The 16,010-nt window shown below is 39.9% G+C and carries 17 protein-coding genes; 16 read left to right on the top strand and 1 reads right to left on the bottom strand.

The features are described from left to right. The first annotated feature begins 68 nt into the window (after positions 1 to 68). The 12 genes from ACOMC3_RS15965 (at position 69) to ACOMC3_RS15910 (ending at position 8,235) form a co-directional block, all read left to right on the top strand. The gene (locus ACOMC3_RS15965; RefSeq protein ID WP_420316884.1) at positions 69 to 935 is read left to right on the top strand and encodes a M23 family metallopeptidase; all 867 of its coding nucleotides are present in this window, start codon (positions 69 to 71) and stop codon (positions 933 to 935) included. Positions 936 to 944: 9 nt separating this feature from the next. After that, positions 945 to 1,358, top strand: coding sequence for a bactofilin family protein (locus tag ACOMC3_RS15960; protein WP_420316883.1), 414 nt, complete (start codon positions 945 to 947; stop codon positions 1,356 to 1,358). Between the two features lie 31 nt (positions 1,359 to 1,389). Beyond that, positions 1,390 to 1,557 (top strand): AtpZ/AtpI family protein, encoded by a 168-nt coding sequence (locus ACOMC3_RS15955; RefSeq protein WP_420316882.1) that lies wholly within the window; start codon positions 1,390 to 1,392, stop codon positions 1,555 to 1,557. Beyond that, complete coding sequence (locus ACOMC3_RS15950; RefSeq protein WP_420316881.1) at positions 1,554 to 1,898, top strand: hypothetical protein; 345 nt, start codon at positions 1,554 to 1,556, stop codon at positions 1,896 to 1,898. Before ACOMC3_RS15955 ends, ACOMC3_RS15950 begins: the two co-directional genes overlap by 4 nt. 18 nt (positions 1,899 to 1,916) lie before the next feature. Continuing rightward, positions 1,917 to 2,963: a F0F1 ATP synthase subunit A gene (gene atpB / locus ACOMC3_RS15945; protein ID WP_420316880.1), complete on the top strand. Its 1,047-nt coding sequence runs from the start codon at positions 1,917 to 1,919 to the stop codon at positions 2,961 to 2,963. Between the two features lie 39 nt (positions 2,964 to 3,002). Further along, positions 3,003 to 3,206, top strand: a complete 204-nt coding sequence (gene atpE / locus ACOMC3_RS15940; protein WP_370088894.1) for an ATP synthase F0 subunit C — start codon at positions 3,003 to 3,005, stop codon at positions 3,204 to 3,206. Between the two features lie 85 nt (positions 3,207 to 3,291). Then, a complete protein-coding gene (locus tag ACOMC3_RS15935) occupies positions 3,292 to 3,786 on the top strand; it encodes a F0F1 ATP synthase subunit B (protein WP_420316879.1) in 495 nt (164 codons plus the stop codon). A gap of 3 nt (positions 3,787 to 3,789) precedes the next feature. Beyond that, positions 3,790 to 4,329 carry an ATP synthase F1 subunit delta gene (atpH, locus tag ACOMC3_RS15930; protein WP_420316878.1) on the top strand — a complete coding sequence of 180 codons (540 nt, stop codon included), beginning with the start codon at positions 3,790 to 3,792 and terminating at the stop codon, positions 4,327 to 4,329. Between the two features lie 42 nt (positions 4,330 to 4,371). Then, positions 4,372 to 5,952, top strand: coding sequence for a F0F1 ATP synthase subunit alpha (atpA, locus tag ACOMC3_RS15925; protein ID WP_420316877.1), 1,581 nt, complete (start codon positions 4,372 to 4,374; stop codon positions 5,950 to 5,952). An 8-nt stretch (positions 5,953 to 5,960) separates the two neighbouring features. Next, complete coding sequence (gene atpG / locus ACOMC3_RS15920) at positions 5,961 to 6,842, top strand: ATP synthase F1 subunit gamma (RefSeq protein WP_420316876.1); 882 nt, start codon at positions 5,961 to 5,963, stop codon at positions 6,840 to 6,842. After that, positions 6,842 to 7,630 (top strand): hypothetical protein, encoded by a 789-nt coding sequence (locus ACOMC3_RS15915; RefSeq protein WP_420316875.1) that lies wholly within the window; start codon positions 6,842 to 6,844, stop codon positions 7,628 to 7,630. Before atpG ends, ACOMC3_RS15915 begins: the two co-directional genes overlap by 1 nt. Beyond that, positions 7,621 to 8,235: a class I SAM-dependent methyltransferase gene (locus tag ACOMC3_RS15910; RefSeq protein WP_420316874.1), complete on the top strand. Its 615-nt coding sequence runs from the start codon at positions 7,621 to 7,623 to the stop codon at positions 8,233 to 8,235. The genes ACOMC3_RS15915 and ACOMC3_RS15910 overlap by 10 nt, the downstream gene beginning before the upstream one ends. Here the strand turns inward: ACOMC3_RS15910 and ACOMC3_RS15905 are convergent. Further along, on the bottom strand, positions 8,195 to 10,027 hold the full coding sequence (locus ACOMC3_RS15905) for a 7TM diverse intracellular signaling domain-containing protein (RefSeq protein WP_420316873.1): 1,833 nt from the start codon (positions 10,025 to 10,027) through the stop codon (positions 8,195 to 8,197). The genes ACOMC3_RS15910 and ACOMC3_RS15905 overlap by 41 nt on opposite strands. A 152-nt stretch (positions 10,028 to 10,179) precedes the next feature. Here ACOMC3_RS15905 and ACOMC3_RS15900 point away from each other — a divergent pair, with 152 nt between their 5' ends. From ACOMC3_RS15900 to ACOMC3_RS15885, 4 genes are all read left to right on the top strand, one after another. Then, positions 10,180 to 10,908, top strand: coding sequence for a LytR/AlgR family response regulator transcription factor (locus ACOMC3_RS15900; protein ID WP_420316872.1), 729 nt, complete (start codon positions 10,180 to 10,182; stop codon positions 10,906 to 10,908). 187 nt (positions 10,909 to 11,095) lie between these two features. Continuing rightward, positions 11,096 to 12,592 (top strand): sodium/pantothenate symporter, encoded by a 1,497-nt coding sequence (locus ACOMC3_RS15895; RefSeq protein WP_420316871.1) that lies wholly within the window; start codon positions 11,096 to 11,098, stop codon positions 12,590 to 12,592. Continuing rightward, a complete protein-coding gene (locus ACOMC3_RS15890; protein ID WP_420316870.1) occupies positions 12,589 to 13,521 on the top strand; it encodes an alpha/beta fold hydrolase in 933 nt (310 codons plus the stop codon). Before ACOMC3_RS15895 ends, ACOMC3_RS15890 begins: the two co-directional genes overlap by 4 nt. A 4-nt stretch (positions 13,522 to 13,525) precedes the next feature. Next, entirely contained in the window at positions 13,526 to 15,982 is a 2,457-nt protein-coding gene (locus tag ACOMC3_RS15885; protein WP_420316869.1) for a TonB-dependent receptor, read from the top strand. The last annotated feature ends 28 nt before the right edge of the window (positions 15,983 to 16,010 follow it).

The following is a 16,010-nucleotide window of genomic DNA, read 5'->3' as shown; positions in this document are numbered from 1 at the left end:
AATTTCAATTTGGTGTAAAGATAAACAAGGGGTGTTTGCATACCTTTGTCGCCTTAAAATTGTAACCCATGGCTGCAAGAAAGACATTTAGTAATTGGCTTACGAATAAATACCTGCTCATTATCCGCAATGAAGAGAATTTTGCGGAAAAGACAACATTTAGTTTCAATTACGCAAGACTTTTTTTACTCCTTGCAGGAGTGGGTCTGGTGATTTTGGCTATTTCAGTATACCTGGTCACAGTGGCATTAGAGCAATGGCTTGATCCGCGTCATGCTCAAATGGTAGCAAATAGACAAGTTTTAGAATTATCAATGACCATAGATTCTCTTGAACAGGAAGTAAGTAATAAGGACATTTATATTGATAATATTAGAAGAATAATTGCAGGTGAAGAAATTGATCAAAATGTAGAAATTAGCCCTGAATCAAGCCTTCAACCAGCAGAATTGACAGAAACACTACAGCCTGTTGACTCTCAATTCAGAGCTGAATTCGAAGGGTCAGAACTGGCTGATCTCACCGCTCTACCAATTGCAGTTTCTGCAAATATTTATGAATTAAGGGATATTTATCTGTTTAGTCCCCTTGATGGAATTATCACAGATGGCTTTAATCCAAAGGATGATCACTATGGAATAGATATAGTAGCACAAGAAAACGAGCCAGTGCGCTCTGTTGCTGACGGTGTAGTCATTATGTCCTCCTGGACATTGGATGGAGGTTATATTTTAGCAATTCAACATCCAGGCAATTTAATTTCAGTATATAAGCACAATTCGGAATTATTTAAAAACGTTGGTAATTTTGTGGCTGCTGGGGAAGTAGTGGCCACTATCGGGAATACAGGCGAATTAACTTCGGGTCCTCATTTGCATTTAGAATTATGGCACAATGGGAATCCTGTGAACCCACAAGAGTATATTGCACTTTAAAGTCACGCTATGTTAAATAAGAATCAAAAAGAAGTAGAAGAGTTAAGCAACTCAAGCAACATTATTGGGAAAGGAACGATTGTGAATGGAAGTATTGAGACTTTTGGAAACATTCGCGTAGAGGGTAAGGTGGTTGGAGACATAAAAACCAAGAGCAAAGCCGCTTTTGGACATTCCTCTCAAGTAGATGGAAGTGTTTTGGCACAAAATGCTGAAGTAGCCGGTCACATTACTGGAACAATTGAAGTTACTGAACAACTTGTTTTGAAAGCTACGGCAACAATTGACGGTGATATCATTACCAATAAACTCCTTGTTGAATCAGGGGCGACATTCAATGGAAAATGTAAAATGGGCGTAAAGAGCAAAGAGATAAAAATTGGAAAGCCCGAAGAAAAAGAGCAACAAGCAATTAACGCCTGATTCAGAAAAAACATCTGAAGGTAAATCTTTTATGAGGTTCTATGCCCTGGCTTTTGAGCTGGTGGTTATGAACCTCGTTTTAATTTTGGCTGGTTTTTATCTTGATGATTATCTCAGCACAAGTCCCATATTTATACTGTTTGGAGTATTCCTTTCATTAGCGGGAACAATCTGGCTATTACTAAAATTCTCTAAATGAAAAAGTGGATATTACTTGGAATAATCACGGTTGCATTGCTAGCCTTAAACTTTTTACAAGAGAATTTAAACCTACATCCAGCATGGAATCTAATGGTGGTTTTTTTTTCAATTCAAGCCTTTGTACTTTTTAGAATAGATCAGTGGGTGCCTCAGGAATGGGCTGTTCAGATTTCTTTAGTAAAGGTTGTAATACGATTACTCTCTTCTATGGTCTTCATCCTAGTGCTGATGTTGACTAAGGAGGATCTTTTTTCTTTAGTTATTCAGTTCATTTGCATCTATTTGGTATACATGATCTTTGAAATAGTTGAGGCTTTGACTAACTTGCGCCGAAATTGAGGAACGAACGAAAATCTGATGAAAAAAGGCTCCATTTTGAAGCAATCTAACTTTCTGAAAATCAATAAGTTTTTAGCGATTTTATTACTTGTTTTACCAGGAATAGTATTCGCCGGTGGTGGTTCTAAAGATGGAGAAGAGGAGCAATTTGATCCAAGTGAATTAATCAACCATCACATTTCAGATTCTCATGTATGGGAGATCACCCATGGAGTGACCGTTCATCTTCCAGTAATTGTATATTCAGAGGAAAAAGGACTGGATGTTTTTTCATCAAAGAATTTCTTCAACGAGAAACATGAAACAGTACCCTATAGTGGATACGTGATGGATCATGATCACATTACGCTTGAAGGCGGTGGTCATGTGTTTGATATATCAATTACGAAAAATGTTTTATTCCTTTTCATAGACGCAGCGATTTTGATTTTGGTCTTTTCTGCTGTAGCGCGAGGATATAAAAAGAATGCGGGGAGGGCACCAAAGGGAATTCAATCCTTTTTCGAACCGATAATCATCTTTGTAAGAGACGATATTGCTAAGGATAACATCGGGCCTAAGTTTGAACGATTTATGCCATTCTTACTTACTGTTTTCTTTTTTATTTGGTTTGGTAACCTTTTAGGGCTTTTGCCAGGGGCTGCAAACATGACAGGTAATATCTCTGTGACTTTAACACTAGCGGTAATCACTCTGATCATCACCTTATTCTCCGGAAGAAAAACTTACTGGCTACACATTGTTGATCCTCTTGGGAAATCAATGCCATGGGCAGGAAAATTATTATTATATATAATTCTTTGGCCAGTAGAAATTATTGGAATTTTTACAAAGCCATTCTCGCTGATGATTCGTCTTTTTGCGAATATCACTGCGGGTCACATTTTGATCTTAAGTATCATCAGTTTGGCATTCATTTTTGAAAGCTTAACTATTGGAGTTGTTGGGGCATTATTTGCCACTGTGATGAATATGCTGGAGCTGTTTGTTGCAGTACTTCAGGCATATGTATTTACGCTTCTTTCAGCACTGTATTTTGGACAGGCAGTGGAAGAGCATCATTAATATTTTGGAACCAATTTTATAACTAATAAATAAATAATTATGGGAGCAATTGGAGCAGGTTTAGCAGTACTAGGAGCAGGACTTGGTATCGGTTTGATCGGTAAAGGAGCGACAGAAAGTATTGCAAGACAACCAGAAGCAGCTGGGAAAATCCAAACAGCGATGATTATTGCAGCAGCCCTTATTGAGGGTGCAGCTTTATTCGGTGTTGTAGTAGGACTATTGGCTGGATCAGGAAATTAATTTCCAAAACAAGTTTGGCTATGACCACATTAGGTGGCATGGCCAGACTTATTTAAAAGACATTCATTATTAAATAATATATATCGTGGCACTAGTTACACCAGACATAGGATTGATCATTTGGCAGTTGATCATTTTTTTGATCGTACTATTCATACTCCGTGCATTTGTTTGGAGGCCAATTCTTAGCGCGCTGAAAACTCGTGAGTTCCAAATTGAGGATTCTCTCAGAGCAGCAGAGCATGCTCAGGAAGAGATGAAACAAATTCAGGCGGATAACGAGTATTTGCTTCAGGAGGCTCGAATTGAAAGAGATGCCATTCTTAAGGAAGCTCGAGAGGAAGCTGGCCATATCATAGAAAAGGCAAAGTCTGAAACATCTGATATCACTTCGAAAATGATTGAAGATGCAAGAGATGCTATTCAGGTTGAGAAGAAGGCTGCACTTACCGAAGTGAAGAATTTGGTCTCTTCATTGTCATTGGAGATTGCAGAAAAAGTGCTTAGAGAAAAACTTTCTGATGATAAGTCTCAAAAAGCTCTAGTAGAGAAATTCATCAAAGAAGTTAAAGTTAATTAAGCTATGTCAGAAGGCAGAATAGCAATCAGATATGCAACGCCAATTCTTGAATTGGCTGAAGAGAAGAAAGTCTTGGATGCTGTTAAGGCTGACATGGAAGCTTTTATCACTGTTTGTGAAGAAAACCGTGATTTTGCATTGATGCTTAAGAGCCCCATCATTCCTCATCTCACCAAGGCTGAGATTCTAAAGAAAATCTTCACTGGAAAAGTGAATGATCTTACACTTCAAGCCTTTGATATTATAACTAGAAAGAGTAGAGAGAGGCTTCTGGAGAAAATAGCTGAGGAGTTTTTGCATTTATACAACATTAAAAAGGGATTGGCAGAAGTTTCTGTTACCACAAGTTTTGAGCTAGATGCTGAAATGAAAAAAGCATTTGAGAAACTTGCTAAAGAAGTAACTGGTAAAGAGCCTATTCTTAAAGGAAAAATTGATCCGGAAATTGTAGGAGGATATATATTGAAAGTGGGAGATCGTCAAATAGACGAGAGTGTAAGCGGACAATTAAAAGATTTAAAACTGAAGTTTTCAAAAAAATAAATTACATCCAATCCTGCATCTGCGGGATAAACAGATAAAATTATGGCACAAGTAAGACCTGATGAGGTTTCAGCAATTTTAAGAGAACAGCTCTCCGGACACAAGACGGAAGCTGAACTTGAAGAAGTAGGTACTGTTTTGCAGGTAGGTGATGGTGTAGCCAGAATCTACGGCTTAAGCAATGCTCAGGCAGGTGAGCTCCTGGAATTTGAAAATGGATTGAATGCACTTGTATTGAACCTTGAGGAGGACAATATTGGAGCAGTACTTCTTGGAGACTCTGCAGATGTAAATGAAGGCGATACAGTTAAAAGAACTGGAAGAATTGCTTCAATCCAGGTTGGTGACGGAATGTGCGGACGTGTGGTTGATACACTAGGTAACCCAATTGATGGTAAAGGAGCAATCGAAGGCGAAACTTTCGAGATGCCACTCGAAAGAAAAGCTCCAGGAGTTATTTACAGAGAGCCTGTAAGTGAGCCTCTTCAAACGGGTATTGTGTCTATTGACTCAATGATTCCAGTTGGAAGAGGCCAAAGAGAATTAGTGATTGGAGATAGACAGACTGGTAAGACTGCTGTTGTTATCGATACTATCATTAATCAAAAAGAATTCTACGATAAAGGAGAACCTGTATTCTGTATTTATGTGGCGATCGGTCAGAAAGCCTCTACCGTAGCAGGTATCGTGGCTCAGCTTGAAAAAGCAGGAGCAATGGCTTATACGGTTATTGTGAATGCTTCTGCATCTGATCCTGCTCCAATGCAGTTTTATGCTCCAATGACTGGTGCGGCTATTGGTGAGTACTTCAGAGATACTGGTCGTCCGGCACTTGTGGTATATGATGATCTTTCCAAGCAAGCAGTTTCTTATCGTGAGGTGTCTCTTCTACTTAGAAGACCTCCGGGGCGTGAAGCTTATCCAGGTGATGTATTCTACCTTCACTCAAGATTATTAGAGCGAGCTGCAAAAATAATTGGTGATGATTCAGTAGCTAAGCAAATGAACGACCTTCCCCCATCTTTAAAAGATAAAGTAAAAGGAGGCGGATCATTAACTGCACTCCCAATTATTGAAACACAAGCTGGTGACGTTTCAGCGTATATCCCTACGAACGTAATTTCGATTACTGATGGTCAGATATTCCTTGAAACAAACCTTTTCAACTCAGGTATCAGACCAGCGATTAACGTTGGAATTTCGGTATCACGAGTGGGTGGTAATGCTCAGATCAAGTCAATGAAAAAAGTAGCTGGTACACTTAAACTTGATCAGGCTCAGTTCCGTGAACTTGAAGCGTTCGCTAAATTTGGGTCTGACCTTGATGCAGCAACTCAGCGAACCATTGATAGAGGTAGAAAGAATCAGGAAATATTGAAGCAGCCGCAGTTCTCTCCAATTCCTGTTGAAGAGCAAGTTGCCATAATATATGCTTCTACAAAAGGATTCTTAGACCCTGTTCCTGTGAACAAGGCAAAAGAATTCCAAACTGAATTCATGAATGCAATGAGATCAACCGGTAAGGATGCGTTGGCAGACTTCAAGGCTGGTAAATTGAGCGAAGAGGCTGTTGCAAAAACAGAAGAAATCGCTAAAGACATTGCTTCCAGATATAAAAAATAAGAAAATAGATGGCCAATCTTAAAGAGGTAAAAGGTAGGATTCAATCAGTTGTTTCAACACAGCAGATCACAAAAGCCATGAAAATGGTTGCTGCTGCTAAGTTGAGAAGGGCACAGGATCGTATCATTCAAATGAGGCCATATTCGCAGAAGCTATCTGAAATTATTCAGAATGTGTCTGCTGGTCAATCTGATTCGACTGACAATCCATACTCCGAAGAACGATCAATAGAGAGAGTTCTGCTTGTAGTGGTTACATCGGATAGAGGATTGTGTGGTGCTTTTAACAGTAGTATTTTCAAAGGTACGAAAGCGCTCATTGCTGAAAAATATAGTCATGCAGAGGCTTCAGGTAATTTGGATATTCTTCCAATTGGAAAGAAGGCATTGGAGCATTTTACCAAGAGAAAGTACAGCGTAATCAACACTTATTCTCACTTAATTGAGAAGCTTAATTTTGCAGATGCAAAAGAGGCGGCTGAAATGGTGATGGCAGATTTCCTCGATGGTAAATATGATCGAGTGGATATTGTCTACAATGAGTTCAAAAACGTTGCTACTCAGATCGTAAAAAAAGAGCAATTCTTACCAATTCAGGAAATTGAAACGGAAGAATCAAATGGCGAGATAGATTATATCTATGAGCCATCTAAAGACTTTATTTTTGATGAGCTCGTTCCTAAGTCGCTTAAGATTCAATTCTATAAAACTTTATTAGAATCGAATGCTTCTGAGCATGGAGCACGGATGACAGCAATGGATAAGGCAACAGAAAATGCTGATGACCTATTGAAGGAGCTTCGATTGACTTACAACCGAACACGTCAGGCAGCCATCACCAAGGAGATTTTGGAAATCGTGGGTGGTGCCGAGGCATTAGCTCAGGGATAATGATCGGACGAGCATATCGTACCGCTCAAATTTTGTCCATAGATATTGTAATCGGAGTAGTTATACTGCTCCGATTTTTTTGTGCCCAATTCGGTGTAGCTCCCGGATGGGAAGCTTATGCGCTTCTGGGTGGAGTTGTCTGGCTTATCTATACCACTGATCATCTTAGAGATGCAGAGAATAAGATCAGATCATCCAGGGAACGATATCTATTTCATAAAAATCATCGAAAATCTTTACTGGTAGTTGCTGTTCTTGTTTTGATTGCATTGTGCATTCTGGTCTTATTCATTCCATTAGTGATCTTCCTTGGAGGATTGGCGCTGGCGATCTTCTCATTTGTTTACTTGATGATGCAGCACCGATTATCGCGATTTCTTTCAAAGGAGATTTATGTTGCGCTGGTCTATTCTGCCGGGATTTTGATGGTGCCTTTTTTACTTAGTCAGACCTATCGATGGGATGTTTTTTTATTATTGGTGCTACTAACCTTTGTGAACCTTAGTCTATTTAGCTTGTATGAAAAGGAGGACGATATAAGAGACAAGTTTCAATCGATTGCAACAGAACTTAATGGTAAGCAACTGGAAAAAATCATATTACTATTGATCTCAATAGGTCTTGCAATTGCCGTTCTTTCCATCAACGTAATCACAATTTATTTTATAGCAGGTTTTGTCATTTATGCATTGATGATCATTTTTTCCGATTGGTTTCGACTCAATCATCGCTACAGAGCAATAGGCGATGGAGTATTTTTATTGCCAATTCTTTTTGAATGGCTGTAAACGATTTTGACTCAGTTGCCCCTTATTATGATTGTCTTTCCAAACTAGTTTTTGGAGAATCACTACTAAAAGCACAAGCCTATCATCTGAAGGAAATAGGCGATAAAGATCGTGTACTTATCCTTGGTGGAGGGACAGGCAAATTACTAGAGTATATTCCAAAAAGTGGTGAGTTGGATTTTTTGGAAATGTCTCACAGAATGCTGAAAAGAGCTAAAAGAAGAAAATTCCATAGATCAATCAATTTCATTCATACGGATTTTCTTGAATTTAATACAGACAAAAGATATGAGGTGATCATCTGTCCGTTTTTTCTGGACTGTTTTGATGAGCAAAGTCTTCATACGGTGATTGTTAAAGCCAAGGAGCTACTCAGTCCTAATGGAAAACTGATTGTTACTGATTTTGATAGGAAAGGTACTAATTCACTCTTGTTACAATCAATGCTGATTTTCTTTAAATGGTTTGCCAATCTTGAAACAACCCAACTACTCGACTTAAAGTCTTTCTTAAAGAAAAATGATTTTCAGGAAAATGAAATCAAGATTTATAAGAAAGGGGTTTTTAGTGCACTTTACTACCAGGTAGGCAAAAGGAAACGGTAGTTCCCTGTTTGGCGCTAATTTCCAATTTACCCTGATTTTTTTCAATAAAGTCCTTACACATAAGAAGCCCGATTCCTGAACCTTTCTCCTGCTCTGTACCTGTTCGGGTAAAAGCTTCCTCCTTATCTAAAATCTTCTGTATCATTTCATTGGTCATCCCGATTCCGGTATCGATGATGGATACTCTGGTGAGATCACTATCGTGTTCTGCTACAATCTTTATCTTTCCATTTTTAGGAGTGAATTTGATCGAATTGTGAATAAGGTTCCTAACCACAAACTCAAGCATGTCTTTATCCGCATTCAATATGGTTTCATCCACCCCAGCTTCAATTTCAATTTTAATTTTCTTCTGCTCAAGGAGAGGTGTAAACAACTTCAATGACTTATCAAGTGCTTTTCTAAGGTCTACATTGGTAGGATTGAAAGTCAAACTATCCTGCTGCAGCTGCGACCAAAGGAGTAGGTTATCCATCAACAATATCAGATTTTGAAGAGAAAATCGCGTCTTATCACTGAGTTCAGAAATTTCATCTGGCGACAGCTTGTTGTAATGATTGATGAAAAGGTTGAGGTATGAATCGACCGTGGTTAGCGGGCTCTTGAGCTCATGTGAAATAATGGAGAAAAGCTTCGATTTGATTTGGTTTAGCTCTCGTAAATCACTCTCTGAAAGTTTGAGCTGGTTGAGGGTTTCTTCCAATTCCTTCGTTCGTTCTTTTACCTGTCGTTCAAGCTCATCTTTTTGTTTTTCAGCCAGCTGCTTTTTCTCCATTTCCTTTTCACGCGCAATTTTTTCTTTTTCAATCGTTTCCAGTGCCAACATCTTTCTTGTTCGGTTAAGTCTGTCCGAAAGACCCAGTGAAAACAAAACCACCTGAGCAACCGCACCAATCTGGATGATATACCGGGTCAAGAAGTTATCCGGTAAATAGTGAAGCTCCCTGAAAATGAACAGGATGCCACCAATATTGAATAGTGCAAAAGCAACCAAAAACCAAAGAGCTGGCTTATACCCCCTCAGGTAGACGATCACACTAGCGATGGTAATGGCTGACATGGTGACTGCTCCAAGAAACCCAATGACATGGTTGGTTTCCACGAGCCAGTCTTTTATTTCCAGCCAGCTTATTAGCCACATCACAATAGGTGTTAAATAGAGTAGAAGCAGGATTGTAAAGAACGTATTCCACTTTGGAACGTATTGACCAGTATGGAGATATGTCTTGGTAAATAATATTCTGCTGATGTTTGTGAGCGGTATGATCAAGGCAAAGACGTATGCATTCCAATGGGGTCTTGAGGGCCAAAAGTGCTCGAATGTAAACCCATAATAAAAGGCCATATACAAAGCAAAACCTACGATGGAAAGCACATACCACAGATAACTTTGATCCTTTACAGCCATATAGATCATGAGGTTGTAAAGTGCCATTACGATCAGAATGCCAAAAAACAAACCGTGTGCAATTAGTCTCTGACGTTCCTGAAACCTCCATTGGTCAGGTGTGAATTGATTAACAGAAGCCACTTCCAATTCAAAGAGCGGGTGATCGCCTTTGAGTTTTACCAATAAGGAATCACTTGTTGTATGGATGATATTCTTGAAAGAGAAATAGCTTTTTTTATCACCCGGAATCATTGTCCCCGTGTAGTGAATACCATCATCTCCATAAGCCACCACATGGCTCCAGTTTGGTAATTCTACGTATCGATTTTCAGGGTTTAGATCAATTTTTGTCCAATACCATTCTTCATTTGAAAACTCATTGGAGTCTGCTGACTGTTGCAATAGACTGTCGAGAAACAGGGCTTGGGCCCGGAGGGTAAAAACCCCAATAAATAGAAAAATGTACGTACAAGCTCTCCCCATCAGAATGAAATAATTGACTTGCAATATAATCGTGACTGATTTAGTTACGAATTTGCGTTTACTTTTGAAGAATGTCAGAGGGGAAAACCAAAGTACTCATCGCCGAAGATGATTTTGTTGTAGCAAAGAACTTGAGTATTACACTTGAGGAGCGCGGCTATGAGATATTAGGCATCAGTGAATCCGGTGAAGAATTGCTCCAGTCGCTGAGCAAGCAACCCACCGATATTGTAATCATGGATATTAATCTGGCAGGGTTGATGGATGGGATAGAAGTCACTTCCCTGATTAAAAGCAAAACGAATACTCCGGTATTATACCTCACTTCTGACAGAGACCATGCAACGTTGGAGCGAGCAAAACTGACCAATCCGGATGGGTACTTGATCAAACCTTTTGACGATGATGAGCTGGTTTCAGCCATTGAAATCGCCCTGCACCGACATCATTTGGCGGCAGGCAACCAAAAAGAGGACACAGTAGTCAGTGAGTCTCATCTTTTTGTGAAAGTGAAAAACCGATTGGAGAAGCTAAAGTTTGAGGATATCCGATACATAGAGGCCAACGATATTTACTCCATCCTGATGACCAGTCAAAATAGCTACATCCTGAGCTATTCATTAAAAACGCTTGAGGAGAAACTTCCGTCCTCTAGATTCATGCGCGTACATCGCTCCTACATTGTGAATGTAGAGCACATACAGGCAATTGAAGATAATTACATTCAAATTGCTGATAAGAGCATTCCTATTGGGAAAACCTACAGGGAGGACCTCATGAAGCGTCTTTCGATAATATGAAATTTTCAAATTCCACACTTTATAAGAAGTGTATATTGTCTTTTATTTAAAAATCCGACGATTTATTGCGGATTTTTCCTTCACCACGACAAAGGTTCTGTTCACCTTAAAAAAACCTTCCTTCACCTGAGTTCAGTTGCCAAAGCGCTTGAATAAGTAAAAATTGGTAGCTGGATTAAGTGAAAATATGGCTTCAGAGAGTTTTACTGAATATGTTTGGATAGCAGTCATCGCCTACATGGCGCTGATTCTCTTTTTTGTTATCAGAGGTGCTATTCAAACTAAAAACATTTCAGATTACGCACTAGGCAATATTGCTTTTTCCCCGATTGCAGTCGGGTTGGCTCTTGCGGCTTCTATGACCAGTGCAGCGACATTCATCATCAATCCAGGATTTATTGCTTATTACGGGATCAGCGGATTTCTTTCCTTCGGATTGGTTTTATCCATATCAGCACTGATATCATTGATAGTGATTACCAAAGGGTTTCGGAAGGTAGGAACTTCAGTAAAAGCGCTAACCATGGCACAGTGGATTGGTAGTAGATATGAGAACAAATGCTATTCCCTCTTTTTTGGTTTCGTATCGTTGCTACTCATCACATTTATTGTGCTGATATGTGTTGGCCTGAGTAAGCTCCTCTCAAAAGCATTGAATGTAGAAGAAATCTACATTTTGATTTCGGTAGTGGTATTCGTGTTTGGGTACATGATGTTTGGTGGAGCTAACTCCATGGTATACACCAATATGATTCAGGCTTCTCTGATGATAGTGGTTGCCATTATTTTGCTTACTTCTGGTTACGAACATTTCTCTGATGGCATCTCAGGATTTTTTGCAAAGCTTAAAGCAATTGACCCTGTTCTTGCAGAGGGTACAAATCCGCAAAGTCCATTATTCAGGGACTATTTTGAAATAATTTTTTGCCAGGTTGTGGTTGGGATAGCGATTGTGTGTCAGCCACATATCATCACTAAATCGCTTCTTTTAAAAAATGATAATCAGGTAAATACGTATCTGATTGCTGGTGTAATTGTTGAATTCCTCTTCTTCCTCGTGGTTTTTGCAGGTCTCTATGCCCGACTGGAGTTTCCGAATCTCACAGATGATGGCAGCCTGCTCAGCCTCGATGGGGTACTTTCAGCTTATGTTGTGAAAAAATTTACCGCCGGTATTGGAATCATTGTGGTTATGGGACTGATATCAGCGGGTCTTTCTACTTTAGAAGGCTTGATCCAAAGCCTAAGCACAACAATCACACAAGATGTTATTCGTCCCATATTTGGTGAGCCGAGAATTCAGCCGGTCATCCTGAATCGACTCACAATCATTTTTTTAGCAGCCGTTTCTTTTGCTTTCAGCTGGCAACAATTGGTTTCTCCTGATTTGAGTGTCGGGATTTTTGCGCAGAATGGTGTCTATGCTTATTTCTCTGCTGCTTTTGTGCCCGTTCTTTTTGGAACTTTTCTAAAGCAAGTGCCGGTACATGTGCCATTTGTGAGCTCAGTATCTGCCATCATTATTCATTTTTCAGTGTATTACGGCAGGCTTACGCCGTACATGCAGGAAGAAGTGAGAAACCCGGCCATCGCTTCCACACTTGCCATTTTAGGTTCGCTCGCCATAGGTCTGATATTGAATACTTATGCGAAATCAAGACGAGAAAAAGTTTCAATCGCATGAAGAACCTGATCACGATATTGACCCTGGTTTTTGCGCAATTCACTTTCGCTCAAAATGATGAATTCATGCCTACCTATAAATATGACATAAAGAAGGTCACCATTTTCGATGACATTGAGATCGCCTACCTGGAAGAAGGAGCAAAGGATGCACCTGTAATTGTGATGGTGCATGGGCTGGGTGGTTATATAAAAAATTGGTACCCAACCATCGAAGGGTTGAGTGATACATATCGATGTATAGCACTGGATCTACCCGGATATGGTCAGTCTACGTTGAGAGATTTTGATGCGGAGGATTACATGGACTTTTTCGCTCGCTCACTTGATGCATTTGTGAAAGCACTGGAGCTTGATAATGTAATTCTGCTTGGACATTCCATGGGTGGTCAGGTCAGTATTGTGACGGCACTAGAGAATCCGCAATGGCTGGGTCGATTGATATTAGCTGCTCCGGCAGGTTTTGAAACATTTACGGAAGAAGAAGCTTCAACGCTAACGCAATTTTCAAGCGCTGCGGTTTTGATGAGCCACACAGAAGATCAAATACGAGCTGCCTACAAGATCAACTTTGTGAATATGCCGCCTTTAGCTGAGGAAATGATCCAGGATCGGATCAAAGCCAAAGAAGCTCCGTGGTTTAAGGATTACGCTAAAGTGAGAGAGATGGGAGTCAAAGGGATGCTATCTCATCCCGTTTTTGAGGAGCTGGACCAGATCAAAGTTCCAACCTATGTACTCTTTGGCGAGAAAGATTTTTTGATTCCTAATAGATATCTGCATGCAGGGGTAACCACTCAGCAAGTAGCTGAAGTGGGAAATAAAATACCTAATGTGAAAATTAAAATGATTGAAGCTGCCGGACACATGTTACAAATGGATAATCCGGCGGGCTTCAATCGAGCTGTTAAACAAATGCTAACAAACTAAAGTTATGAAAAACCTGTACTTAACCCTCGTTTTAACGCTGCTTTCTGCGGGCATATTTGCTCAGGGAGGAAGCATTACCGGTACTGTCACTGACAGTGAGACTGGCGAAGCACTCATTGGTGCCAATGTGGTGATTAAAGGAACCACAAATGGCGATGTTACTGACCCAAACGGAAAGTTTGAGATAAAAGGATTGGCAAATGGCACGTATGTGGTGGTAGCCAGCTACGTCGGATTTCAGGCCATTGAACAGTCTGTATCGGTCAGCGGATCAGCTGTGACTATCGATTTTCAACTGGAAGAAGGAACCGTATTTGGTGAAGAAGTTGTGATTTCCGGAAGTCGTCAGCCGGAAAAAATTACTGAGACACCTGCTACTATCGAGATTATTTCTAGTAAAGACCTTGAAAATTGGGGTTCATTTAATACTGGCGAATTGCTATCACGATTGAAGGGAGTTGATTATATCCGTTCAGGTGTGGTTGGAACCGGGATTAATGTACGTGGTTTCAATAGCAACTTCAACGCTAAAAATGCTCAGGTGACCGATGGTCGATTCTCCAGTCTGGTAGCCACCGGACTTCCGTTTGGTCCATTAAGCCCTCAGATTAAAGAAGACATAGATCGAGTGGAGGTAATCCTGGGACCAAACTCGGCATTGTATGGTCCTAATGCTCACAATGGATTAGTGAACATCATCACTAAAGATCCTAGAGCCTCTGAGGGAACCACGGTTGTGCTTGGTGCAGGGAATCAGAATGTATTCACAAGTAGATTACGACACGCGCAGATTTTAAATGATAAATTCTCCTTCAAAGTCAACTTTGAATACACCCGAGGTGAGGAGTTTCAGTTTGCTGACTCTGTGTATATAGACAGAACTGATAATAGTGGAAATGGAGGTCCTGATGGCATCAAAGAAGGTTATGAGGAATATGATTTAGATAATGATTTCGAATTTATCAAAGGGGGCTTAGGTCTTTATTATACGCTGAATGATGATTCTGATCTGATCTTTTCATACGATGTAAGTAACAGCACATACCTTTCTCCAACCAATGTGGGGCGAAATGAAATTATCGACTGGAAAATTCAGACATTTCATCTACGGTATGTTTCACCGAGAATTTTTGCACAAGCATATTTAAGCTTGAGTGATACCAGAGATACTCATTCCCTGGATGACAGAACCAAGGCATACTGGGCATCACGAGATGGAGGGGCTTCAGAGGCAGAAGCAGCAGAAGCATCATTGCAATCAGGAGCTCGTTTTATAGATGATTCCAAAAGATGGAATGGCGAAGTACAGTATAACAATAACTGGGGAGCCTTCAACTTTGTGACTGGCGTTCAGTTTCAGCGGGACATGGCTAATTCACACGGAACCTATCTACTTGATGAAAATGAGGATGATTTTATAACTGTCGATCAAATCGGATGGTATGGCCAGGGTCAATACGCGTTTGGAAGCGGATTCAAAGGGACCGTTGCTTTGAGGGCAGATAATCATGATGTGTATGGTTTCAATTTTGTGCCTAAAGTAGGCTTGACTAAGACAGTTGAAAGTGGAACATTCCGTATCACTTACGGACAGGGAGTTGCCGCACCAACAATTCTGAACATGTATGGAGACCTATTTGGAGGCTTGATCCTTGGAAATGCCGAAGGATTTACTTTGACAGATGGATCAAAGGTTGAGAAACAAACCATTGAAAAGCTTCAAACCTATGAGATTGGCTATAAAGGGAATATTGGCTCAAAGAAGCTTTATGCTGATGTAAATGCCTATTACAATATTTCAGAAAATTTCCTGAGCCCTGTAACAGTTGTAGGAGTCACAACACATAGAGGAGATACACCAATTGAAGACGTTCAGTCTGCATATGGTGTATATGGTGGTTTGGTTGCTACCTATGTAAACTTTGGTAAGTTCAACACCTATGGTTTCGACATTGGCTTAAACTATTTGGTTAATCAGCGCATTACACTAGATTTCAATTACTCTTACTTCGATTATCCAATAGATGAAGATAAGCTTGAGAATGACTTCAATGGGGATGGAACCGTAAATAAACTGGATCTACTTGTGAATGCTCCAAAGAACAAGGCCAGCTTCGGAATCAACTACAATAAGGACAAGATCTTCGGAAATGTATTTGTAAGATGGGTAGAGGAATATGACTATTTCTCAAGTTTCCAAATTGCTGCTGCAACACAAGATTTAACCTACAGAGGTACACCTATTGTAGAAGACGCAAGAAGTACAGATTCGTATAATTACGGTCCTTTAGCAGGCTTTGTGAATGTTGATTTAGGATTCGGATATAGAATTACGGATACATTCACTAGTGCGATTGCTGTGACAAATCTTTTTGATAGCGAATACCGAGAGTTCACTGCATCACCATTTATTGGAAGACTATATAGCATAGAATTAAAACTAGACCTTCCGGGAAAATAAGTAGTAGAGTTGTGCAAAATAGAGGTCG

The sequence above is a fragment of the Ekhidna sp. genome (assembly GCF_965212185.1).
Lineage (GTDB): Bacteria > Bacteroidota > Bacteroidia > Cytophagales > Cyclobacteriaceae > Ekhidna.
This window is presented reverse-complemented; position numbering and strand designations above follow the sequence as displayed.